We start from the raw sequence: 23,144 nt of genomic DNA, 5'->3' as shown, positions 1-23,144 counted from the left end.
CACGACTTTTTTATCACCTGACAAAAGTATTTAAGTTATGTAACAAAGGGTCCTGATGACAGTTGTCATCAGGACCCTTTGTTTATGAACGTATAATTAATGTTCCTATGTCCAAATCAGTATGAGGCTATTATAATGAAAGCCTTTAACTGATATAGGATGAGTACTCTGGTATTATGGGATGTACAGTGATTTTCATCTATTTTTCAGACTTAGTATTTACTATAGCATCATCCATAGTCATTTTAGTCTTGAGAGTAGCTGTTGATTATGCCCAAGTTGTAATCGTTTCAACCGGGAGACGATAGGAAGGATAGCCATCTTTGGCTGCTTTACCTATGGAGATCAACATCACGGGCTGGAACCGTTCTTTATCCAGGCCGAACGCTTCGGCGATCTGACCTTTGTCATAACCAGCCATAGGGTTCGTATCATAGCCATGAGCACGGGCAACGAGCATGAGTTGCATGGATATGAGGCCTGAGTCAATGAGGTTCATGTCACGCAATTCGGATACGTTTATGTTCGCATAATAAGGTTTTACCTGCTGCATCTGCATATCCATGATGTCTTGGGGCATGTATCCAAGTTCCACTGATTTTCTGAAGATCTCTTCCATGTATTCAACGTTGTTAGCATCGTAAAATACGGCAATGACAGCGGAAGACGTTAGTGCCTGTGTCTGGTTAAAAGAGGCCAGTGGTGCAAGTTTCTCTTTGCCTTCAGCACTGTCGATAACAAGAAAACGCCAAGGTTGCATGTTAATGGCCGAAGGGGCACGTGAAGCTTTCGCCAGTATTTCGGTCATCTCCTCGCGACTGATTTTCACTTCAGGGTCGTAGACTTTAACGGAATGGCGCTCCAAGACGATGTTATCAAAATCATTTATTTTGTTGAATTGACCAGTAATTGTGTTCATATTGAAATCTCTCCTCATATCTATATTGGTGAGAGTAGGGTATAAATTATATCTCCATCTGTCTCACTATGAGGATTGTAAACTATGAAGTATACTTTATAGCAAGAAGAAGAAACGGGGGAAATACATATGAAGATTAGTGAAGTAGCGAACCATGTAAACCTTCCGATATCCACGATTCGTTACTACGAGAAAATAGGTATTATCCCGGATGAACATATGCTGAGAGATCATAATAACTATCGAATATATGCGCAGAGCATTATTCAGCATCTGGAAGTGGTCAAACAATGTTTAGCTGTTGGTTTTACGATCCATGAGATCCAATCTATGATCTCTAAACATGGGTTTTCAAGTAATGATCAAGCAAGCATTATCCGAGCGAAAATATCAGAAATTGAAGAAATACAAAATAAATTAGAGAATTCCAAACAAAATCTGTACGAAATTCTTAAATCGGATATCACGTGTGAGGATGGTTTTGGTAAGTATTAAGCCGGAAGTCCCTCTATAGGTTTTCATTCAGTACGTTCTTACATCATATCGATTCAATCGAGTACATATCGTCCTGTATACGCAGACTACCGGGCTGCCCAGTTTCCACCTTCACCTCCGTAGCAAATACACTAGGCATGCGTCCGTCTGGGAACCAGGGCTTCTGTTTATCAATGACAATAAACATGCCTTCTGCATCACCCGTGGGGGAGAATTGTTTTCCGTCTCCGGCAAATGGTTCAAGTTGATAATGCTCATTCAATGTGTTCATTGTCTCAGGAACATCATCGACAGGCAGACCGATTTCACTAATACATAACAGATGCTTCGCTTCGAAAGCTTCATCAACTGCATTATCGAGTGAATGGTGAGCGATAAATTCCATCAAGTTGCCGCTTGGATCATAAAAATAGAAGGCTGTTGCATCCCAGTAGGGGAAATAAAATTCATCTTGTCCATCTTTGGATAGCAATGAAATGTTACGGTCTTGAGCCCATCTTTTTGCATTAGCAAGTTTATTCGTTGGAATCGTAAATGCTACATGATAGTAGGGCTTCTCTTGTTCTGGTGCCTTCTTGAAAGATAGGACCGAGTTCCCCGCACGGAATGAAACGGATGTTGCATTATCCTCCACAAGATTCAATTCCATTAGTGTACCGTAAAACTTTTTTATGGCCTCGACCTGATGTGTCAACAAACCAACTTCTCTTATTATCATTTCAATATCCTCCTTTTAATCTCACCTTTGATTGAAATACTCGATTGTTTTCTCAATAAATGCCTTGGCCGATTGCGTCAGATAACGGTCGGACCGATGGATGATCTCAAAGTGCCGGTATGGCGGATCGTCTGTAATTCGGATGCAACGTAGCGTAGGTTCATTCATGGCTTGGATCAGAGGATAAGGCAGCAGTGTTCCTCCAACGTTGGCTTTGACCAGGCTAATGATGGAGGTTGCTGAACTGGTCTCCATGATGGTATTTAGGCTAAATCCATATTTACGGCAATAGCCGTCAACCAATTCTCTGCCTGTGAATCCTTCGGGGAACATCACCGTTTGGATATCACGTAACTCCTGAATTTCAATTGTGCTTCGTTCAGCCCAATCATGATTCTCGGAAACGACGAGTACATATTCTTCACTGCACAAAGGAATGCGTACAAGCCGCCTATCCGGGGCAGACGTGATCTCGATGCCGATGTCGACTTCATTTTCCAACACTTGATTTACGACATAGATCGAAGAGATAACCTTCAATTGTACCTTGGGGAATCGGGCATGAAAATCAACGAGCAATGGAGTGATACGGTAATCCAAATCCGACGGAAGAACACCAATAACCAATCGTCCCCGCTGATCATTCCGAAATTCAGCTAGAGCATCCTGGGTATTCTGTAAATGCCGGATCATCTGTACACAGTGCTCCAGAAACAGAGTGCCTGCCTGGGTCATCACAATCTTTTTGCCGACGCGGTCAAACAAAGGAACACCAAGTTCATCTTCCAACCCACGTATTTGTTGACTCAACGTAGGTTGAGATATGCCAAGTTTCTCCGCTGCCCGTGTAAAATGAAGCTCCTCGCACACCGTAATAAAGTTTTCCATTTGACGAATCTCCATGAATTCACCTCTAATCATTGGTTTTAGTAATCATTTTAATAGAAACAATAGTATTGTTCAATCATTATAATGATCCTATACTTAATTCGTGCACCACCCGAAGATCTTGTCATTAAAGAATAGGATCTTTGGTGAAGGCAACGAGACTACTCCCATGAGGTGATTCATAATGAAACTTTTTTATATTGTATTGGCGCTTATTCTGGCTTCACTGAACTTAAGACCACCGATTACTTCCATTTCTCCTCTGATGAGTACCATACAGAATGATCTGGGTTTGAGCGGCATGACCGCCAGTCTGTTAACTACACTACCGGTATTATGTATGGGCATATTCGCTCCATTCTCTGTAAGACTAAGTAGGAGGTGGGGGAACGAAGGAGCCATTGTGCTGGCTTTAATCCTTATTGGGATAGGTACGGGATTACGATTGTTCGTAGGCGCAACTCCGTTGATGATGTTCACTTCTTTTCTGTCAGGTGTAGGGATTGCATTGGCAGGGCCGCTGTTGTCCAGCTTCATTAAGCAGTATTTCCCTAACCGAGTGGCAGCCATGGTCGGCATCTACTCTACAGCAATGGTGATGGGGGCCAGCATTAGTGTGGGGTTATCGGTTCCGCTCCAGCATACGCTGGGTGGATCTTGGAGAGGTTCTTTGGCTACATGGGCATTACTCGCAGCCATTGCATTGCCAATCTGGTTAAAATTAGCTTGGTCTGCGCGTACAGAGCGGCAATCCGGACAAACTTCGGCTGTAGTCCATGCACCACTTCCGGTGAAGAACAGGCGTGCATGGGTGCTGACACTGTTCTTTGGATTGATGGCCGCGATCTTCTATTCATTAACCGCCTGGCTTGCGCCAGCCATTCAGAGCCATGGGTATAGCCAAGAGACTGCTGGCAACATCCAAACGTTATTTACATTGATATCACTGCCCTCAACGTTATTCATTCCCATGCTTGTACATCGGTACCAAAAACGTGTCTTCTGGCTTGTTGGATGTGCGATGTTGGAGTTAATAGGTGTCCTGATGCTGAATCTCTCTGTCAGTCCGTGGCTCGCGGCGATTCCGCTCGGTATTGGTGCAGGTGGACTGTTCCCGATTGCACTTATGTTGCCGATTGATGAGACAAACAATGCTCAGGAAGCGAGTAGCTGGTCCGCTATGACTCAATCTGGTGGCTACATTCTTGGAGCACTTGGGCCGCTGGCGATTGGTTGGCTCCGCGATCTAACAGGCAGCTTCGTGCAAGCATTTTATGGTTTGGCTATCATCATCGTGTTGCAGATTATCGTTCAATTGGCTATTGGTAATAAAAAAAGTTTAAAAGTTAGCCAGGAGCAGAGCTAAAAGGCATGTAAAGTAAAATGGATATAGAAATATGATGATCTTTATACATGATCCAATAAGTCCAGGTAGTACTGCCTTAATGCTTTCTGTAAGATGACGGGCTCCATAATCTTAATCGATTTACCATAGCCCGCAAGATATCTCACTATGAAATCAAGCTCGTGAGGTTCATACGAACCGACAAGATACATGTGTCCCCTCTTCTCGCTGATCTGCATAGATGGGAAATGTTCTTGCTGGAATAGCTCCATCCCGGCTTCATCAATCAGGCATTTGAATGGAATTGCTTGTTCCGATGGTTTCCATAGAGATTGGGCATCCTGTGAATAGAGTTCCTTTACATGAGTTAAAGGTTCAATCTCCGTTGTTTCGGCTGAAATGATGCGGTCGCAGCGGAATACACGATACGCTTGTTTATGCAGATCATAGGCCTGACAATACCAATAACCTTTCCTGGCATAGAGCGCGATGGGTTGAATGGTGCGGATATTGGTGTTTGCAGAAGATGGCCTTTGATCAGAGGATCTACGCTGATTAGCGTACGTAATCTGGATCACTATATTCTGAACAGCAGCCATCAACAGAAACTCCAAATGTGCACTGTCGCGGATCTGCTCGGTATGTTGGAAGTAAACCCGGTGTTGGATGTTCTCAATATCCTGTCGTTGCTTGTCGGATAACGCGTTCATAAATTTCTCATGAATGGTACGGAAAGAGATTTGAAAGGGTAGGCTGGAGAAGCTGCGAAGAGCCTGCATCGCAAAATAAAGGGCATGAAGCTCCCCCGTATTAAACGAAATGGGAGGCAGCTGCATCTGTTGCAACAGTCGATATCCACCGTAGCGTCCATATTCGACATAGATGGGCGCACCTAACTCTTCCAATGAAGCGATATCTCTTAACGCGGTTCGTTTGGATATCTGGAACTCCTGCATGAGATCTTGCAGGGTGAACTGTTGTTTTTGGTTAATAAAGCGCAGCATCTGGTTCATACGTTCTGATTTTTTCATATCAAACCCTCTTAATGGTGCCATAGATTGGCACCTTTAGTTGTTATAGTGATAAGTGTAATCCAATAGGAACAAGGAGGCAATATAATGAATTTTGAAGTGATACCATTTTTGTCGATGAACGGGGATGCGGCGGCAGCCATTGCTTTTTATGAAGAGTTTCTGGGCGCCAAGGTGATATTCAAGAAAAGTTATAAAGAGATGAAGGAAATGAACCCGGGTTTCGAGTACCCTGCCGGTCAAGATGAGTATATTACACATTCGGTGCTGGAGATTGGGGTTAACAAAGTCATGATTGCGGAAGAAGCAATGGACACGGAGAGAGCATGGCAGCTGGGGAACAGCACGTCACTATGTATTCAGTCCAAAGATAAAGATACAATCGATCAACTGTATCATTCTCTGATGCAACATGAGGGTGTGAAGATACTGGTACCGTATGAACAAAATGAATTCAGCCCAGGATACGGTATTGTACGGGACCCATTTGGCATTGCGATTCAGCTATGTGTAACTGTACACGATTTTTAAAATGAGTTCAGGCCCCCGGTTAAGCACTCGATATGTAAACCTGTAACTAACTTAAAAACATCAAAAAAAGAAGAGCCATGGATATCATGCGCTCTTCTTTCTTCGGTTTCTATACAAGGTTGTTCGAGCAACCGATGGTTATAGCGGACCCCTTTTCGTGTAAATCATATAGGTACGGATGTCGCTGTGTACAAGCAAGTTCAATGGATAAAGGAAAGAAGGGATAACATGATTACGAGAGGAATTGACCATATTGGAATAACTGTACCGGATATGGAGCAGGCGACACTATTTCTACAACAGGCGTTTGGAGCTCAACTTGCCTATGACCATATAACGCCGGATGATCCCCCACAGGAAGGACCTGAGGCAGAGCGTAAATTAGGACTGCGTTCAGGAGCAAAGGTTATTCATATTCGGATGTTATCGCTCGGGGAGAGCGCCAGTATAGAGTTATTTCAGTACGCGAATACAGCGCAATCGGAGCCAGTTAGGGCATCAGATTACGGATTGCAGCATATGGCGTTGTATGTGGACGATATGCAAGAAGCTGCACGACACTTCAAGGAAGCGGGCGGGGTGTTGCTAACAGAGCCTGGGGCATTGACCGGTCATATTGAAGGTGGAGAAGGCAATCAGTTTGTGTATGGAAGAGCACCTTGGGGGATGCTGATCGAGCTGATCTCCTATCCTACGGGCATTCAGTATCCAAATCACAGTGAAATGAAGCGCTGGACACCACGAAAGAAATAATGAAGATGAGACTCGATAAGAAACAGGACGATGCATGATAAATCGTTCTGTTTTTCTTGTATATAGGGGTTAAACGGTTATTAAAAAACAGAAATTATGTTACAAATACGTTACAAATACAGAAGTGTATACCTCTTTGCCTTATGTTACGATACGTACTAGTAGATACAGAGATATTTTACGGATAAGATAAGTTATAACGTCTCTTTTCTGGACGATGAATATGCTCCGAAAGTATGTTGATGGAAGCCTTTTATCTAGGATATTGAAGAAGCATTGAAACGAAGGAACAACTATATATTTTGACTGAACAGGGTTGCAATAAAAATAAATAACAACAGGTGATCCAAAATGCTACAAATCGGGTATCCATAGTAGAGCGATCTAGAACCTGATGGATACATATGTTGTTATGATCGTTTTTGCTAGTTAAAGGCTGTCTATTATGGAATGAACTGTGGGGGTTATCAAGTGTCTATATTAGATATGGAAAAGAAAGATGTTGTCACCGATGCAATGGTCATCAAGGCGATGGAGAAAAGTCTTGCTATCATTCGATTCGATCTGGATCGCCGGGTAACCTACGTGAATGAAGTCTTTGCCCAGACGATGGGATATACGGTAGATGAGATGTACGGCATGAAGCATCAGCAACTGTGCTTCGGTCAATTTGCAAATACTCCGGAATATGATGCTTTTTGGAATAGCATATTTAATGGTGTCAGCTTCCAGGACAAGGTTGAACGCAAGGATGCAAAGGGGAATTCTGTATGGCTTGAAGCGACATATATGCCGGTGTACGATGAGACGAATCAGAAGATACTGGGTGTCTCCAAAATCGCCACCAACATTACCAACCGTCAGAACAACATTTCGGTCGTAGTGAATGAGCTGAAAACGATGTCCCATGAACTGAATGGGCAGGCAGATGTAGGCATTGAACGGAGCCAGGAATTAATGTCCAGTATCTCCTATATCTCAGAGGTGTCAACTTCTAACCGTGCAACGTTGACTCATTTGCAGGAACAGGCCGGATCGATTCAGGGCGTGGTACGAACGATACGCGAGATTTCGTCTCAGACGCAACTGCTCGCGTTGAATGCTGCCATTGAGGCTGCACATGCAGGAGAATACGGACGAGGATTCGATATCGTGGCCAAGGAAGTTAAGAAACTATCCGCAATGGTGGAGAGTTCGATTAATGAGATTCGTGATAGCGTGACCGGAATAACAAAGGAGATTGGTAATATCACAGGTGGTACCAAAAAAGTAGAAGAATATGTGGAGCAGAGCCAGAAGCAGATTGAGATTGCATTGAATGATTTTACAGCAATTGCTGCTTCAGCTCACTTGTTGGATGCCAAAGCGGAGCATGTGACCAGAATCGTATAACAATATATAGTAATAGCGGTTCCTTGCACAGGAACCGTTTTTTTGTCGTTCAGTACTCAAAAAAACGGGAATTATTGTGATCAAACGGGGACACAATACTTGGGAATACCTGCAGCTATGTCATGCAGAGAAATGTTGGGGTGGGAACATGTGGTCAACAATTGTATCCTACGTGCCGGATTGGTCCATATGGATTCAGGCATTCTTGGTCTTCATCATTCCAATTGGTATTACATTGAGCATGCGCTGGATCAATGCTGCCATTAAGCGCGGAAGCTTCTCTCGTTCGAAGCCATCGTCCATATCCTCGAAGGATATCTCGCCAGCAGCCAAAGGGCAGGGTGAAGGGACCGAAACAGGCCACTATGCCAATATTAAATTAACCGAAAAGTACAGCATAAATCTGACGAGTGTGAAAGAAAGCTTTGGACTCAATGCAGACGTGCATATTCGGGAATTTATTATTAGGGGAACGAATACACGGGCTGCGGTCATTTATACCGAAGGCCTGGTAGATCAAGACTTAGTTGATGATCACTTGATTACACCGTTGATGTTCGAAGGTGTTCCTCTACTTAAGCAGGAGGGTTTCCTTCATCCAGACAACGCACACTTACTGTCGGCATATCTGCAAGATCAATTACTTCCTGTCAGTCTGGTTGAGGAGACGAAGTCCCTCCAAGAACTCGCAGTTGGTGTGTTGTTTGGGAAAAATGCACTGCTGGTTGATGGTTTGCCAGGTGCTTTATTAATTGGAGCTCATAAGATCAAAACAAGAGGTATGAATGAACCCTTGTCAGAGGGACTGCTTCGTGGGCCTCGTATTGGTTTTACAGAGCAATTAAGCGATAATACAGGCATTTTACGTCGTTATGGAAGTGATCAGAGCCTGTTTATTAAGAAGTATGAAGTGGGTTCACGGATCAAAAAAGATTTGGCGATAGCCTATATTCAGGATATTGCCGATCCAGATCTCGTTGCTGAAGTATGCAAGCGAATTGAAGAGATGGATATGGATTCAATGCTCGAATCAGGTTATGTGGAACAACTCATCGAAGATAATACACTGAGTCCTTTTCAGCAGGTACTGAATACGGAAAGACCTGACCGGGTGATGGGTGCCCTTCTGGAAGGCCGAGTGGCAATTTTGTTGGATGGAACGCCATTTGTATTAATTGTACCGGTGACCTTTAGCATGTTGCTTCAGTCTCCCGAGGATTATTATGAACGCTGGATTCCTGGAACATTTTTGCGAGTGCTACGTTTTATGGCCGCGATGCTGGCATTGCTTGCTCCTGCGCTCTATATCTCGTTTATCTCGTTTCATCCGGGTCTTATTCCAACCAAGCTGGTATTGACGATTATTGAAACGCGTACCGGAGTTCCATTCCCCTCAATTATTGAGGTACTCATCATGGAGCTTTCAATTGAAATCTTGAGGGAGGCCGGGATACGCTTGCCCAAACCGATTGCGCCAGCGATGGGTATCGTTGGAGGTCTGATTATTGGCCAAGCAGCGGTGCAAGCGGGAATAATAAGCCAATTTCTGGTCATTGTCGTTGCGGTAACAGCCATATCTTCCTTTACGATTCCTGTCTATAGTGCGGGATTAACGCTAAGGATTCTACGATTTGCCGCTATGTTCAGCGCAGCCGTACTCGGATTGTTTGGCGTGGTTATGTTCTTTCTGCTTGTGTGTACACACCTGGCACGACTCTCAAGCTTTGGCGTACCTTATGTTGCACCAGCCGTTCCTTATCACATGAATGAATGGAAGGATTTTGTTATCCGTGCTCCGCTAAATATGATGAGAATGCGTCCCAAGATGACTAATCCGATAGATGATGATCGGAAAAAATAAATGGAATTCCATCTACTGAAGGTCTGGAGGTGAACTAAAGTGAATGGCTCCCAAGGAAAGCTAACCACGACACAGGCCGTTGTAATTATTGTCAATTACATGCTTGGTGCCGGGATATTGACGTTACCTCGAACGACCAGCAAAGCTGTCGGAACACCGGATGTCTGGATTTCCATTATCCTATCTGGATTCATTATCATAGGTGTCGGAATAATTCTGGTTACCCTGTGTCGCAGATTTCCGGAGAAAACCGTCTTCCAGTTCACCCGTGAGATTACGGGCAGCTGGATTGCTTACATACTGGGATTGTCTATGATTATGTATTTCATAGTTATTGCCGCATTCGAAATCAGAGTTATGGCTGAAGTAACTGGGATGTATCTACTCGAACGCACCCCCACCTGGGCAATTGTGATGGTCTTCATGTGGATCGGTGTATATATGATTTCAGGCGGGCTTGGCGTTATCGTACGCGTGTTTGAGATCATCCTTCCAATTACGATTATTATATTTGTGATTGAAATTTTGCTTAGTAATCAGCTATTCGAAATTGGCAATCTGAGACCCGTGCTCGGTGATGGGGTCATGCCGGTTTTCCAAGGGTTGAAGCCTTCACTATTATCTTATACAGGCTATGAGGTGATGTTAATCATGACTGCCTATATGAAAAATCCGAAGAAGAGCAATAAAGCGATGACCTGGGGGATACTCATATCCACTATTATCTACTTGATCACGGTGGTGATGGTTATAGGGAGTTTATCGCTCGATGGCATTAAAACTCGAACCTGGCCAACGCTGGATTTGGTAAGAAGCTTCGAAATTCAGGGTCTGATATTTGAGCGTTTTGAATCCTTATTACTGGTCATCTGGATTATGCAAATCTTTTCGACTACAGCAATTACACATTACTGCGCTTCGGTGGGTATTCGTGATTTGTTTCGTTCCAAAAAAATCAAAGGCATCATGTACGGCCTGCTTCCGTTCATTTATCTGACAGCAATGATACCCAAAACAGTGGATGATACTTTTGCACTAGGAGATATGCTGGGCAATGTGTCCGTATTTTTGTTTGGCATTTTACCTCTGGTACTACTGTTGTTAAGTCTGATTCGCAAAAAAGGAGGCAAGCATGCATGATTACATTCCGTATGTTGTTACGCTTAGCCACTGTATTATGCATTCTCTTAACGATATCCGGATGTTGGAGCAGTCGGGAGATAGAGGATCTAAGTGTCTACGTTGGTCTTGGGATCGATATCGGTAAAGAGACAGAATTTGAGAAAGACATCGCTACTCAGGGAGGAGCGTACTCCAAGCAGAACAATTTGACGGCCACGGTACAGATTGCTCCCGGTAATTCCAGCAGCCAAAAGAGCCAACAATCCGGTTCGCCTGCTTCTGGTAAAACGTCCTATTCCAATGAACAGCTTACTGGAGATTCCTTGCTGCAAATCTTTCGTCAGTTTGCACTGAGGCGAGATCATCCGCTCATCGGACATCATCTGAAGGTTATCGTTGTGTCCAAGGATATCGCCAAAAAGTATGGTCTGGACCAGCTGCTGGATTTTGTACTTCGGGATAACGATATTCGTCCTAACTGTCTGGTGTTGATTAGCCATCATCGCGCTGTTGATGTACTGACTTCAGATGATCCTTCCCGGATTCCAGCATTTTATCTTACAGGTATTACCGGTAATTCATACTTGTCCAATAAAATCCTGGACCCCGTTCTACTCTCCAAATTAGATGCACAAATGCAATCCGGTTCCAGCTTTTTGCTCCAGAATGTACTGAACTTCAATGGAGAGGACAAGTTCTCCGGTGCCAGTATCTTTGATGGGAAAACAACCAAATTCATCGGGGAACTCAGCCAAACGGATCTAGAAGGGCTATCCTGGCTCAGACCTAAAGAAAAAGGAGGTATCTTGAAGACATACAATAAAGCGGGATTCACTGTTGTATATGAAATGAAGAAGAAAAAAACAACAATAATTCCAAAAGTGGTTGGCGATGATATTTCATTCCATGTGAAGACTGAATCCGAAGGTTGGTTGATGGAGGATTGGCGTGCTCCCGAGGAAGAGGAAAAAGGTGCGTATCTCAGTGAATTGGAAAAAGAATTTGCTGAACTTGCCGAACAACAGATTCGACAGTTGTTATACAAACTGCAGCATACCTATAAAGTAGATGTTGCGGATTTTCGGGATAGCTTGCGTATCAAAGAACCTAAAACATGGAAAAAAGTCAAAGACGATTGGGATAAAATTTTTAGCACCGTGCCGATCACGTATGAGGTAAAGACCACCATCACCAATCCGGGGTCTTCCACCGAATAGCGAGGTGTGCCATTTATTATTTAAATGTTGACACATTCATGATAGATCGCTATATTAGTAAAAAATCATTTTCTTATCCAGAGAGGTGGAGGGACTGGCCCTTAGAAACCTCAGCAACAGATCTGAAGGATACTGTGCTAATTCCAGCGGGTGAAAGCCTGATAGATAGGAGCGTTTGTTTTTATTTGTCAGTAACGGCGCACTCTTTAGGCAGAGTGGGTCTTTTTTGTTTTTTCTGGATGAAGAAGTAGGGGAGCAGCAGGTATGGAGAACAACAACGACAAAGGGCATTTTCAGCGGAAAATGCAGGCACGGCATGTGGTCATGCTCTCTCTCGGAGGAGTCATTGGAACGGGATTATTCCTCAGCTCAGGTTACACCATTCAGCAGGCGGGACCACTGGGAACCATTCTGTCCTATCTGATTGGAGCCATCGTTGTATATCTGGTGATGCTCTGTCTTGGTGAACTGTCTGTTCATATGCCAGAGACGGGAGCATTTCATAGTTATGCAGCCAAATATATCGGACCGGCAACAGGTTACACGGTGGCTTGGTTATACTGGTTAACCTGGACTGTTGCGCTTGGCTCCGAATTCACAGCCGCCGGATTGCTGATGCAGCGCTGGTTCCCATCGGTGAACGTATGGATATGGAGCGCGGTTTTTGCACTGATGATCTTTCTATTCAACGCTTTAACGGTGAAATTATTTGCGGAATCCGAGTTCTGGTTCTCATCTGTAAAAGTAGTGACTATCGTAATTTTCATTATTATCGGTGGCGCAGCCATGTTTGGTATTATTCCCATGGCGGATTCTGAACCGGCTCCATTTCTATCGAATATTACCGCATCCGGGTGGTTCCCTCATGGAGCTACAGCGATATTGATGACCATGCTTGCTGTAAACTTTGCCTTCTCAGGCACCGAGTTAATCGGCATTGCCGCCGGGGAGACGGAGAACCCGGAAAAGACGATACCAAAGGCTATTCATACAACGCTGTGGCGTTTGGTTATTTTCTTCATCGGAACGATTATTATCTTGTCGGCCTTGCTGCCCATGTCGGATGCCAGTGTACTGGAAAGTCCGTTTGTAGCGGTAATGGAGCGGGTGGGTGTACCCTATGCAGCAGACATTATGAACTTTGTTATTCTGACGGCGATTCTCTCTGCTGCCAATTCAGGCCTATATGCTTCTTCACGGATGCTCTGGTCTCTGGCTGACAAAAGAACGATCTCTCCGTGGTTTGCCAAATTGACCAAAAGCGGAGTACCGCTGAATGCACTTCTGATTAGTATGGTGGGTGGTGCGCTGGCATTGCTGTCCAGTATTATTGCGCCAGGTACGGTGTATATTACGCTGGTTTCCATTTCAGGTCTGGCTGTCGTTGCGGTATGGATGAGCATCAGCGCTTCCCAATACATGTTCCGCAGACAATATATCCGGAAAGGACATGCGGTCAAAGATCTGGTCTACCGCACACCACTGTATCCGGTGGTACCAATTGTTTCATTTATATTATGTCTGGCTTCATGCATAGGTATTGCCTTTGACCCGACACAGCGAATTGCTCTGTATTGTGGGGTTCCGTTTATCGCATTATGTTACGCTGCTTATTATCTGACAGAACGTGTGAATAAGAAAAGAGGAAAAGTACATGACGCAAGCACAACAGACTAACCCCATAGAACAGATCCTGCGTGAACATCCAGTCATGATTCTGGATGGAGCGTTGGCTACGGAACTCGAACAGCATGGATGTGATCTCGATGATCCACTATGGTCTGCTCGTGTGTTGCTTGAGAATCCGGATGTTATTGTTCAGGTCCATGCAGATTATTTTCGAGCAGGAGCCGACTGTGCGATTACATCCAGTTATCAGGCGACGGTGGATGGCTTCCGCAAGAGAGGAATCGATGAACAGGCAGCACTTGAGCTGATCCGCAAGACGGTGGAGTTGGCTGCTCAGGCGAGAGATGCCGTATGGGCGGAAGTGCAGAGTGATTTAGTAGGGAGAGAAAGCTCAACAGGTCAGCTTGTAGAAGCTCCTTCGGTACGTGCCGAGACGGTGGAGAATGAGGAGCAAATAACAGAACGTACAGTAGATCACGAAGGAGATTGTCTTCGTCCACGTCCAATTATTGCCGGGTCCGTTGGGCCGTACGGCGCCTATCTGGCGGATGGATCAGAGTATGTGGGACATTACGCCGTGTCGGATGAGACGCTTGTCGCATTTCACCGTCCGCGTATGGCGGCGCTGATTGAAGCAGGTGCTGATATTCTTGCGTTTGAGACGATTCCTTCCTTGCAGGAAGCACAAGTGCTGGTTGATTTACTGAAGGAGTTTCCTCATGCGTATGCTTGGCTATCCTTTTCTTTAAAAGACGGGACAAGCATCAGCGAGGGTACGCCACTTGAGGTATGTGCACAGACGTTTGGCTCCGAGCCGCAGATTGCGGCGATTGGCCTGAACTGTGCTCCGATGGAAGTGGTAACGGAAGCAGTGGGTATTTTGCGCCGTACCAGCGATAAACCTGTTATTGTGTATCCGAACTCGGGAGAGACGTATGATGCAGCAACGAAGACGTGGAGCGGACAGGGTACTTGTGGCAGCATGAGTGATGCTTCGGAGCAGTGGGTTGCTGCGGGCGCGCAAATTATTGGCGGCTGCTGCCGTACTACGCCACATCAGATTGGTGCGCTTGCGAAGAAATGGCGGAAATAGTTCATATCATGATAACAAGCCCTTCCACATCCTATAGAGGTATGGAAGGGCTTGTTTTATTGTGTTAGGCATTCTGATTACATTATTCGATAACCAGCATACGTGGCGATGCTTCCCGAATGATTCTCGAAGAGAACCACGATCCAAGGCTGGCTGCAATGATGCTTAGACAGGTGAACAGTACCATTCCACCCCAATGCAGGATCAGTGGAAGTTGTACGATACCATAACCGGAAAGGATCATTTCGAGTAGAAGAGGCAGCAGATATACGCCGACGAAAATACCCAGTATGGCTCCCACGGAGGACAGTATGAACATTCCCATGGTGAGCGACAACCGGATTTGGCGGGATGTCATTCCCAGCGATTTGTATATCCCGTACGTTCTGCTTTCTTTACGGATATTGATTCTACAGGTACTGAAAATAATGATGAACGTCACAATGATAAACAGCAATCCGATCAGGCTCATCGGATAGATCAGGATGTTAGCGGCTTCCGCGTAAACCGAATCAAGCAAAGTCTTCTGAGTGACTACCGAAGCAAAATCTTTAAATTGCTCATTTAATTCAGAGGCAACCTTACCCGCTTGTGCCATATCGTTCACATTGATGAAGATAACATCAAATTCACTATAACCGGGGTTCACACTTCTCATGGCATCAATGGTGATTCTGCCTGAAACAGACATGTTGGCGATAGCCTGATAGATGCCTGTGATGAGGAATGTACGCTTTTCTCCTTCAATATAGATATCGATAAGATCACCGAGATCTTTATTTGATGTTTTGGGTATACTTACACCAATGGCAATTTCATTCGCATGTTGTGGGTTAACCCCTTTTAACGTTTCGAATCCAAGTTCCTGATAACTCCCGTCCAGTACACTCAAGTTGAGACTGAGGGATTGGCCCTTCACTGTTGCAGAAGACTCCGGGCTAATTACACCCGTTGTGTTCCCTTGCCAGCCTGCATTGCTAATCCTTGTATCCTCTTCTAACGTTTGTTTCAATTCAGTCTTTGGAAAGTTACCTTTGTTCACGACTACTGCTGCGATATTGGCATTGTCATACCCCCATTTAGCTGCGGTCTGTTCAATTCCGGTTATACTGGTCAGCAGAACATAACCCAGAACAAGTACGGAGGAAGCCATGGTGGCTAGCAGGAGTGTTAGAACAGAGCTTTTGGTGTTTTTGAACACATGTCTGAATCCAAGTACGGCGGTGACAGGCAGTCGTGTAAATCCGATCCAGTGCGCCCATGGCGAATTCATTTTCCCAGCCATCCGGCTATGATCAGTCTCCGACATACCATAACGAATAGCCTGCACGGGCTGTATGCTGCGTGCCTTTTTGGCATATAACACAGTGAACAGAATCACTAGAGTAAATAGTAGTACGCCGGCCAGTATGGCCGCATCCAATCCTTGGACTGGAATGTTCTGATTCCCCACTCGAAGAGAGGATACAGAAATATTAATGATCCATTTGGATATCCATATACTGAGTGCAAGTCCTGGGATAATGGCTACGATGGATAACAATGCATATTGAATAACATAGGTGCCTATCGTTTTTCGGGAAGTCAGACCTAGTGATTTGAGGATTCCTATCGTTCTGTAATTGGCCAGGATGGCATCCGCAATCGTAAACCCGATGGTCATCAGGGCAATAGAGAGCATGACAACACCCATGAATATCATGATAAATCCAATAACCTGATTGATGATCAGATAGAAAGAGGCAATGGCCTCGAACTCCATTTTGGATTCCAGAAACGGAATACCTGTCTCACGATTGTACCGCTCCCAATACACCGAATTCATACTGTAATCGTTAAAATGGATGCCCATCATACGATTCTCGTTGCCAGCAAGTGTCGCGAGATCATGTTGATAATTGGTAGGGTTCATCCAGACCCGTGCTGTATTGGAGAATGGTGCCCCGTATGGTACATCGATGACAATGCCCGATACATTCAATTCGAGTGTGCTTGAGCCGGTTTTGAAGCCGATGGTATCACCTACGGAAATATGATAAGCATTCGCCATGGACGTTGGAATCCAGACAGAGCCTTGTTCGGGAACTGTGTCGGGCGTCCCGCTTGAGAAAATTAGTTCATCCACAGCCCATGGCGGCGGAGGCGTATTAAACATGTACAGGTAGATGTTAGGGATGTGAGTTTCATTCAAAATGATGCCTGACAATGTACGATACGTTAGCAAAGGGGACACCTGAACTCCATCCTGAGAAGCCCACCAGTTGTGCAAAGCGTCAGGGTCATTCAGTCCTTTTTCAAACGTCAGGATCTGATGAGATCCATGGGTTCGGGTATGCATTTCATAAAACTGATTGCCTGTGTTCGCCAGAATGACAATAGCTGTAGATACAAGAAGTGTCGAGAGAAGCAGGAGCAGCGCAATCAGCGCATTTTGTATTTTGTTCCTACTCAGATACGACAAGCTAAGTTTAAATATGACTGCCATCGTTATTCCTTCCCCGTAACCAAAGCGAAGATAATCGCTTCACGATCCTGAATTTGATGTTCGTCATAGGTGTCAAACTCAAGGATTCCGCCAATCTTGCCATCCAAAATGTAGATCAGGCGATCTGCCCGACAGGCGGCTTTGATATCATGCGTCACCATCACAACGGACTGTCCTTTCCGGTTGAGGTCTGTAAGGATATCGAGAACAGCTGTGCCGTGTTCCATATTCAGGCTTCCGGTCGGTTCATCCGCAAAAATGATATCCGGTGAATTGATCAAAGCCCGTGCAATGGCAGCTCGCTGCTGTTGTCCTCCAGAAGTTTGGGAGGGGAGGCGGTTACGCTGTTCATCAATATCCATGGCATTCATCAGCTCAGCAGCGCGGGATTGGATGTCCTTCGTTTTGTTTCCAGCGATATATCCCGGTAAAGCAATGTTCTCTTTGATGGAAAGGTCTGGGACCAGATTAATGCTCTGATAGATATAACCAATCCGGCGGGTGCGGAAGTCGGACATTTCCCGTTCACTATAAACGTCAATCCGTTGGTTGCGAAAATAGACCTCACCTGCTGTGATCTGATCTAGTCCGCTTAGCAGATATAGGAGAGTTGATTTGCCAGAGCCAGAGTTACCCATGATGACCGTGAATTCCCCTTCATAGATATCGAGATCAACATTACGGATGGCATGATGTTGCTCACTTCCGCTGTTGTACGTTTTGCACATATTCTGTGCACGGATAATCACCTTTTTGGACAAGTCGAATCACTCCCGAGTGCAATATAGGATTTATTCTAGAGGAGGGATGTTGAGGAAGCCTTATCAAATTATGAATAAAGTATTACAGCTGTTGAGTGTGGGCTCAGCAGATCGGCAGATAGAACCGGAAGGTTGTACCTTGTCCTTCTTTACTAGTAAAGGAAATATGGCCTCCATGTGCTTCAATAATGCTTTGGCAGATAGAAAGGCCCAGCCCTGTACCTTCCTGAACACGTTGTTCTGCATGACTCGCCTGGCCTCTGAAGTAACGCTGAAAAACAAACGGCATGTCCTGTACACGTATTCCCTGACCTGAATCGGCAATCGTCACATTCAAATGCTCAGATTCCAGTTCCATATCTATACGTATCGTGTCTCCTGGAGCTGTATGCTTGAGGGCATTGGCGGCAAGATTGGAGATCACCTGTTCAATTCGAGTGGGGTCGATAGCGATTAACACATTGGGGATGTAGTTGGGTCCTTTATAGATAAGCCCCTTTGTTAGGACAACATGTTCAATAGGTTTCAACATCGTCTCCAGTATAGGCCCACTGTACAACTCACGGGTTTCCACCGAAATTTGCCCCAATTCCTGAAGTGCATGAACCAGCAGATCCTCCACAAGGCGGGCTGTTTTATCCGTATGGGTTCGCATCACTCCCATATATTCCATCAGCGTCTCCTGATCGTTGCCTAGTCCTTCCTCAATAGCTTCTATGTATGCTTTTATCGTGGTAATTGGTGTTTTAATGTCATGAGATATATTGGTGATGAGTTCTTTTTGTGCTTGTTTCTGCTGAATACGCTGCTCGCTCATATGTTTAATCTCCGTGCGCATTAGATCAAACATGGCATATACTTCGAGCAATTCATCGTTCCGGTTGTACTGGATTTTTTCTTCATAATTGCCTTTAAGCATGGATTCCGCATGTTGCTTCAATTGATGGATGGGAGAGAGCAGGTGTTTGTCCAGTTTTCGTTTCATCCAGAATAGAAATAAGCTCAGAATCAGTGACAGGAGCATGAGTGCGCTAATCAATATAACCGGAAAAGTCATCGATTGCTGAACCGTAACCATGGCTTGGGGGATGGAAAAGATGGCATTGCCGATCTGACTTCCCGTGGGTCCGTCCATCACAGGAAACGCCATATCAAGCAAATCGTTACCATCCGCGGCCTGAGTGGCATGATGCAGATCATAATGAAGAGCTGTACGCAGATTAACTTGCGTCCCTTCAGAGGTGGGGTCGGAGGACAGAATGACTTTTCCATCCAAGTTTAGATAGGTAAGCAGAACCCCGGTCTCTCTTGCGGTGGAACGTATGTCTTCACGAATATTTTGTTCATTAAGATGCTGATAATTTTGCTCCAAAGCGAGTAAGATCGGATTGACCTTGAGTCGAACCTGATTCAAGGACAGATTGGATTCGCCTGAATTTCGATCTTGTAACAGTATCATCGACAGTACAAGGATACTTAAAACGATAATAATGAGAAGCCCAAGTGTTGTTAACAACCAGCGTTTGGACCAGCTGTTCAATGACATGTGGGTGCCTCCAATCTCACTTATTCGTAATTGAATTTGTAACCGACACCCCATACCGTCTTCAGAACGGTCGGATGCGAGGCATCTGCCTCAATTTTTTCACGCAGTCTGCGAATGTATACGGTTACGGTATTTTCATCACCGTAGGTTGCATATCCCCAGATGGCGTCGAGCAACTGGGCTTTGGAGAATACCTGATTCTTATGGCTTGCCAAGTAATGAAGTAATTCGAATTCCTTGGCAGACAGAGAAACTTCCGATCCGTTTAATGTAACTTTATAGGCTTTTTTATCAATCACCAGGTTTCCAAGATGCAGCAGATCTGTTCTGTCTCCAACGGATGTCATGCTGTCATAACGCCTGAAGTGGGCATTAATCCTTGCTAACAATTCGCTCAACGAGAAGGGCTTGGTCATATAGTCGTCTGCTCCAAAGCCAAGACCAAGTACCTTATCGGTATCACTGCCTCTGGCACTTAGAATGAGGATGGGGATATTGTTGCGCCTTCTGATCTCTCGACAGACCTCGATCCCGTCCATGTCCGGAAGCATAATGTCCAGAATGATATAGTCTGGTTGAATAAGCTCCATAATCTGAAGTCCATCTTGTCCAGTGGCTGCCACGGCGGCTTCATATTGATTTTTGGTTAAATAATCTCGCAGAATGCGCGAAATATCTGATTCATCCTCGATGATGAGGACTTTGCGTTTAGAGTTCATTCTGATCGCGCTCCAGTACAAGGATAATAAGCTAAGGCAATGACTGTAATTATGTATATCCTTAGTTTATGTCATTTTTAGTCATAGAGGAATCAAGTTATTGGTTTAGCTATTTATTTTGTTCAGGAAAGTATGATAACTTCTCATTAAATTAATAATACCAATGTATTGTTCCGATATTTGATAAAACATCACATTTGGAATGACAAAATGACAAAGATCAGCAAGGAAAATATGAATGATCAGAAGGGTGATCTCTTGCTCCTTGATCGGCATTGGTAGTTTCAGTAATCCATTAACGGTTTACCTTGACACAGTATATATAGCGTGACATAATACATTTCATACTAAATTACTATGTTAAGTTGGACATCGTATTTTTTCCGTTGATAAACGAGGGGGCAGTTAAAATGAAAAAGAAATTTTTGCCGGTTGTTTTTGTATTATTGTTAGGGGTTGTCATTGCGGGTTGTGGAAACAAAAATGAGACAGGCTCAGGAGCAGAATCCGGTTCAACACCAGGGCAAAAGACGATTGTAGCTGGCACGAGTGGAGTTAGCAATCCGTTCAGTTATGATAAGGACGGCCAATTGACGGGATACGATGTTGAAGTCATGAAAGCTGTTTTTGAAGGCCTTCCTGAATATAAGTTGGAAGTACAAGCTATTGAATTTGAAGGCATTTTGACAGGCCTTGATAATGGACGTTTCCAATTGGGCGCAAATAATTTCAGCTCCAACGCAGAAAGACGCAATAAATATGATTTCTCTTTGCCCATCATTGAAAATGCAAATGTGTTTGTTGTTCGCAAGGACGATAATACACTTAAATCGATAGAAGATCTCAAGGGCTACAAAGCCGTGACTGAAGTAGGGAATTCCGGCGCTACGTTACTTGAAAATTATAATGCGGAACACGCGGATGCCAAAGCGGAAATTATGTACACCGAAGAAAACTTCGTCAAGCAGTTTGAAGGTATTGAAGCAGGACGATACGATGTAAGAATTATTTCTCGCGTTTCTGCTGAAAAGGCAATTAAAGAGCATGGCTTTACCAATTTGAAAGTAGTTCCTTTCTCTACTGAAAATAGCGATCCAGGCTCCTATATCCTGTTCTCCAAATCTGCTGACAGCACACTATTGGATGCAGTTAATAAGAGAATCAAAGAAATGTACAACGATGGAACGTTGCTGAAAATTAGTGAAGAACAACTTGGTGGCGATTATTTGCCTAAGAAAGAACTAATGGAATAGGAAAAGGTGATGGCATGAAATTTATCGTTACAGGGGATGCGTTATTTTCCAGTCGTAATGTAGATAAAACCATGGACCCGAATCTGTTGTCCCTGTTAAAGGGAGCAGATGAGGTCTTTACCAATGCGGAATTTGTCACCCCGCGAAAACATACAGCTCCGGCGGCAGGCCGGGGTTATCAGACGAGTGTACGTCCCAATACACTGGATGAATTCGGACGTTTGAACATTCGTTATGTCGGCTTTGCCAACAACCATACCGGTGACTATGGAATAGAAGGACTTACGGACACACTTGAGGAAGCGGAGCAACGCGGGCTGATTCCTCTTGGGGTGGGCATGAGTCTGCATGATGCACGCAAGCCGGTTTTTATTGATACAGCAGATGGACGAATTGCTATCATTACGATAGGTGTGACACGAAGCGAAGTTTTCGCCGCATCCAATCCGGGGAATGGCGTTCCCGCACGTCCAGGTCTGAATCCGCTACGGTGGTCACGCACGTACGTGGTTGACGATCAGGACTTCGAGGCTCTGCAGGGTATCAGTGAACGAATCGGTATCGCCGCAAGCATGGAAGTAGGAAAACGGATTGAGACGTTTAAGAGCAAGTCTGAGAATCATTATGAGTTCGGATCGTTGTTTGAAGGGTATCTGACCTTTGAAAAAGGCGAGAACCCGCGTGTCAAAACGATAGCGCATGAACAGGATCAACAGGGCATCTTTGAGACCATTCGTGACGCTAAAGAGCGCAGTGATTTTGTTTTTGTCAACCTGCATACGCATGAGGGAGAGAATGAAGACTGGTATTCCGATTATCCTGCTGAATTTATCGAAAGTTTTGCTCGTGGAGCTGTGGATGCAGGAGCTCATTGTGTATTCGGACATGGTGCCCACTTCACTAGAGGTGTAGAACTTTACCAGGGACAGCCGATTTTCTACAACATTGGCAGCTTGCTAATGGAATTTGAGGCAGGAGAATCGATTGTTTCTCCGGAAATGTTCACTGCCTATGGTTATGAAGAGAACGAGTCTCCGTCTACACTGCACAAGAACAGAACAAAAGACAGTGAAGGGAACTGGCAGGGCTTCTACAGTGATCGGAAGTTCTCGGAGAACTTTGTAATCTCATTTGATCTCGATGTGGAGCAGCAGAGGTTTGATTATGAATTGATCCCGATTGATCTCCAGCTGACTCATTCAACCGTGACCAAGCGGGGGTTGCCTGTGCTCGCATCTGAAGAGGCTACATCGTCTTTGCTTGATAGGCTGAATACAGTGAGTAAGGACAGATATAATACCGAAATCGTACGCCAAGGCGAACGTATAACCGTTAAAGAGTGGAAGTAATTCCACTTTGACGGTCTGTGGAAAATGAACGTGGAAG

General features: G+C 44.7%; 20 protein-coding genes and 1 riboswitch. Of the genes, 12 read left to right on the top strand and 8 right to left on the bottom strand.

Going from position 1 to position 23,144, the window contains the following annotated elements; all coding sequences use genetic code 11:
• Positions 1 to 268: 268 nt before the first annotated feature.
• Positions 269 to 919, bottom strand: coding sequence for a nitroreductase family protein (locus tag EL84_RS10615; protein ID WP_047841656.1), 651 nt, complete (start codon positions 917 to 919; stop codon positions 269 to 271).
• Between the two features lie 129 nt (positions 920 to 1,048).
• On the opposite strand from EL84_RS10615, the gene EL84_RS10610 reads away from it, so the two are divergent.
• Positions 1,049 to 1,414 carry a MerR family transcriptional regulator gene (locus EL84_RS10610; protein WP_047841655.1) on the top strand — a complete coding sequence of 122 codons (366 nt, stop codon included), beginning with the start codon at positions 1,049 to 1,051 and terminating at the stop codon, positions 1,412 to 1,414.
• A gap of 43 nt (positions 1,415 to 1,457) precedes the next feature.
• On the opposite strand, the gene EL84_RS10605 is transcribed toward EL84_RS10610, so the two are convergent.
• Together EL84_RS10605 and EL84_RS10600 are read right to left on the bottom strand one after the other, a co-directional pair.
• Entirely contained in the window at positions 1,458 to 2,132 is a 675-nt protein-coding gene (locus tag EL84_RS10605) for a VOC family protein (protein ID WP_047841654.1), read from the bottom strand.
• A 21-nt stretch (positions 2,133 to 2,153) separates the two neighbouring features.
• A complete protein-coding gene (locus EL84_RS10600; RefSeq protein WP_082218964.1) occupies positions 2,154 to 3,035 on the bottom strand; it encodes a LysR family transcriptional regulator in 882 nt (293 codons plus the stop codon).
• Positions 3,036 to 3,204: 169 nt separating this feature from the next.
• Between EL84_RS10600 and EL84_RS10595 the strand changes: the two genes are divergently transcribed.
• Complete coding sequence (locus EL84_RS10595; RefSeq protein WP_047841653.1) at positions 3,205 to 4,386, top strand: CynX/NimT family MFS transporter; 1,182 nt, start codon at positions 3,205 to 3,207, stop codon at positions 4,384 to 4,386.
• A 41-nt stretch (positions 4,387 to 4,427) separates the two neighbouring features.
• Here EL84_RS10595 and EL84_RS10590 read toward each other — a convergent pair whose 3' ends face one another.
• Positions 4,428 to 5,396 carry a helix-turn-helix transcriptional regulator gene (locus EL84_RS10590; protein WP_047841652.1) on the bottom strand — a complete coding sequence of 323 codons (969 nt, stop codon included), beginning with the start codon at positions 5,394 to 5,396 and terminating at the stop codon, positions 4,428 to 4,430.
• An 87-nt stretch (positions 5,397 to 5,483) separates the two neighbouring features.
• Here EL84_RS10590 and EL84_RS10585 point away from each other — a divergent pair, with 87 nt between their 5' ends.
• From EL84_RS10585 to mmuM, 8 genes are all read left to right on the top strand, one after another.
• Entirely contained in the window at positions 5,484 to 5,927 is a 444-nt protein-coding gene (locus EL84_RS10585; protein WP_036606754.1) for a VOC family protein, read from the top strand.
• A 228-nt stretch (positions 5,928 to 6,155) separates the two neighbouring features.
• Positions 6,156 to 6,680 carry a VOC family protein gene (locus EL84_RS10580; RefSeq protein WP_200904524.1) on the top strand — a complete coding sequence of 175 codons (525 nt, stop codon included), beginning with the start codon at positions 6,156 to 6,158 and terminating at the stop codon, positions 6,678 to 6,680.
• 471 nt (positions 6,681 to 7,151) lie between these two features.
• A complete protein-coding gene (locus EL84_RS10575; RefSeq protein ID WP_235200715.1) occupies positions 7,152 to 8,072 on the top strand; it encodes a PAS domain-containing methyl-accepting chemotaxis protein in 921 nt (306 codons plus the stop codon).
• Positions 8,073 to 8,220: 148 nt separating this feature from the next.
• Complete coding sequence (locus EL84_RS10570; RefSeq protein WP_047841651.1) at positions 8,221 to 9,933, top strand: spore germination protein; 1,713 nt, start codon at positions 8,221 to 8,223, stop codon at positions 9,931 to 9,933.
• Between the two features lie 39 nt (positions 9,934 to 9,972).
• Positions 9,973 to 11,073 carry a spore germination protein gene (locus EL84_RS10565; RefSeq protein WP_047841650.1) on the top strand — a complete coding sequence of 367 codons (1,101 nt, stop codon included), beginning with the start codon at positions 9,973 to 9,975 and terminating at the stop codon, positions 11,071 to 11,073.
• Positions 11,070 to 12,272 (top strand): Ger(x)C family spore germination protein, encoded by a 1,203-nt coding sequence (locus EL84_RS10560; protein WP_047841649.1) that lies wholly within the window; start codon positions 11,070 to 11,072, stop codon positions 12,270 to 12,272. The genes EL84_RS10565 and EL84_RS10560 overlap by 4 nt, the downstream gene beginning before the upstream one ends.
• Positions 12,273 to 12,342: 70 nt before the next feature.
• Positions 12,343 to 12,444: riboswitch (SAM riboswitch) on the top strand.
• A gap of 92 nt (positions 12,445 to 12,536) precedes the next feature.
• Positions 12,537 to 13,949: an S-methylmethionine permease gene (mmuP, locus tag EL84_RS10555; protein WP_047841648.1), complete on the top strand. Its 1,413-nt coding sequence runs from the start codon at positions 12,537 to 12,539 to the stop codon at positions 13,947 to 13,949.
• Positions 13,927 to 14,994, top strand: coding sequence for a homocysteine S-methyltransferase (gene mmuM / locus EL84_RS10550; protein ID WP_047841647.1), 1,068 nt, complete (start codon positions 13,927 to 13,929; stop codon positions 14,992 to 14,994). Before mmuP ends, mmuM begins: the two co-directional genes overlap by 23 nt.
• Positions 14,995 to 15,076: 82 nt before the next feature.
• Here mmuM and EL84_RS10545 read toward each other — a convergent pair whose 3' ends face one another.
• From EL84_RS10545 to EL84_RS10530, 4 genes are all read right to left on the bottom strand, one after another.
• The gene (locus EL84_RS10545; protein WP_047841646.1) at positions 15,077 to 17,479 is read right to left on the bottom strand and encodes an ABC transporter permease; all 2,403 of its coding nucleotides are present in this window, start codon (positions 17,477 to 17,479) and stop codon (positions 15,077 to 15,079) included.
• A 2-nt stretch (positions 17,480 to 17,481) separates the two neighbouring features.
• Entirely contained in the window at positions 17,482 to 18,240 is a 759-nt protein-coding gene (locus EL84_RS10540) for an ABC transporter ATP-binding protein (protein ID WP_200904523.1), read from the bottom strand.
• Between the two features lie 103 nt (positions 18,241 to 18,343).
• Positions 18,344 to 19,786 carry a sensor histidine kinase gene (locus EL84_RS10535; RefSeq protein ID WP_047841645.1) on the bottom strand — a complete coding sequence of 481 codons (1,443 nt, stop codon included), beginning with the start codon at positions 19,784 to 19,786 and terminating at the stop codon, positions 18,344 to 18,346.
• 20 nt (positions 19,787 to 19,806) lie between these two features.
• Positions 19,807 to 20,505 (bottom strand): response regulator transcription factor, encoded by a 699-nt coding sequence (locus EL84_RS10530; RefSeq protein WP_047841644.1) that lies wholly within the window; start codon positions 20,503 to 20,505, stop codon positions 19,807 to 19,809.
• Between the two features lie 410 nt (positions 20,506 to 20,915).
• Here EL84_RS10530 and EL84_RS10525 point away from each other — a divergent pair, with 410 nt between their 5' ends.
• Entirely contained in the window at positions 20,916 to 21,758 is an 843-nt protein-coding gene (locus EL84_RS10525; protein ID WP_053061445.1) for a transporter substrate-binding domain-containing protein, read from the top strand.
• Between the two features lie 14 nt (positions 21,759 to 21,772).
• The gene (locus tag EL84_RS10520) at positions 21,773 to 23,107 is read left to right on the top strand and encodes a CapA family protein (RefSeq protein WP_047841643.1); all 1,335 of its coding nucleotides are present in this window, start codon (positions 21,773 to 21,775) and stop codon (positions 23,105 to 23,107) included.
• Positions 23,108 to 23,144: the final 37 nt, after the last annotated feature.

The organism is Paenibacillus sp. VT-400 (genome assembly GCF_001029205.1).
In the GTDB taxonomy this organism is placed as follows: domain Bacteria; phylum Bacillota; class Bacilli; order Paenibacillales; family Paenibacillaceae; genus Paenibacillus; species Paenibacillus amylolyticus.
Note: the sequence above shows the minus strand (reverse complement) of the source record. Positions and strands in the feature narration are given on the sequence as shown.

Coding starts and splice junctions, on each gene's coding strand:
- EL84_RS10615 (WP_047841656.1), bottom strand. CDS start 919: ATGAACACAATTACTGGTCAATTCAACAAAATAAATGATTTTGATAAC.
- EL84_RS10610 (WP_047841655.1), top strand. CDS start 1,049: ATGAAGATTAGTGAAGTAGCGAACCATGTAAACCTTCCGATATCCACG.
- EL84_RS10605 (WP_047841654.1), bottom strand. CDS start 2,132: ATGATAATAAGAGAAGTTGGTTTGTTGACACATCAGGTCGAGGCCATA.
- EL84_RS10600 (WP_082218964.1), bottom strand. CDS start 3,035: ATGGAGATTCGTCAAATGGAAAACTTTATTACGGTGTGCGAGGAGCTT.
- EL84_RS10595 (WP_047841653.1), top strand. CDS start 3,205: ATGAAACTTTTTTATATTGTATTGGCGCTTATTCTGGCTTCACTGAAC.
- EL84_RS10590 (WP_047841652.1), bottom strand. CDS start 5,396: ATGAAAAAATCAGAACGTATGAACCAGATGCTGCGCTTTATTAACCAA.
- EL84_RS10585 (WP_036606754.1), top strand. CDS start 5,484: ATGAATTTTGAAGTGATACCATTTTTGTCGATGAACGGGGATGCGGCG.
- EL84_RS10580 (WP_200904524.1), top strand. CDS start 6,156: ATGATTACGAGAGGAATTGACCATATTGGAATAACTGTACCGGATATG.
- EL84_RS10570 (WP_047841651.1), top strand. CDS start 8,221: ATGTGGTCAACAATTGTATCCTACGTGCCGGATTGGTCCATATGGATT.
- EL84_RS10560 (WP_047841649.1), top strand. CDS start 11,070: ATGATTACATTCCGTATGTTGTTACGCTTAGCCACTGTATTATGCATT.
- mmuP (WP_047841648.1), top strand. CDS start 12,537: ATGGAGAACAACAACGACAAAGGGCATTTTCAGCGGAAAATGCAGGCA.
- mmuM (WP_047841647.1), top strand. CDS start 13,927: ATGACGCAAGCACAACAGACTAACCCCATAGAACAGATCCTGCGTGAA.
- EL84_RS10545 (WP_047841646.1), bottom strand. CDS start 17,479: ATGGCAGTCATATTTAAACTTAGCTTGTCGTATCTGAGTAGGAACAAA.
- EL84_RS10535 (WP_047841645.1), bottom strand. CDS start 19,786: ATGTCATTGAACAGCTGGTCCAAACGCTGGTTGTTAACAACACTTGGG.
- EL84_RS10530 (WP_047841644.1), bottom strand. CDS start 20,505: ATGAACTCTAAACGCAAAGTCCTCATCATCGAGGATGAATCAGATATT.
- EL84_RS10525 (WP_053061445.1), top strand. CDS start 20,916: ATGAAAAAGAAATTTTTGCCGGTTGTTTTTGTATTATTGTTAGGGGTT.
- EL84_RS10520 (WP_047841643.1), top strand. CDS start 21,773: ATGAAATTTATCGTTACAGGGGATGCGTTATTTTCCAGTCGTAATGTA.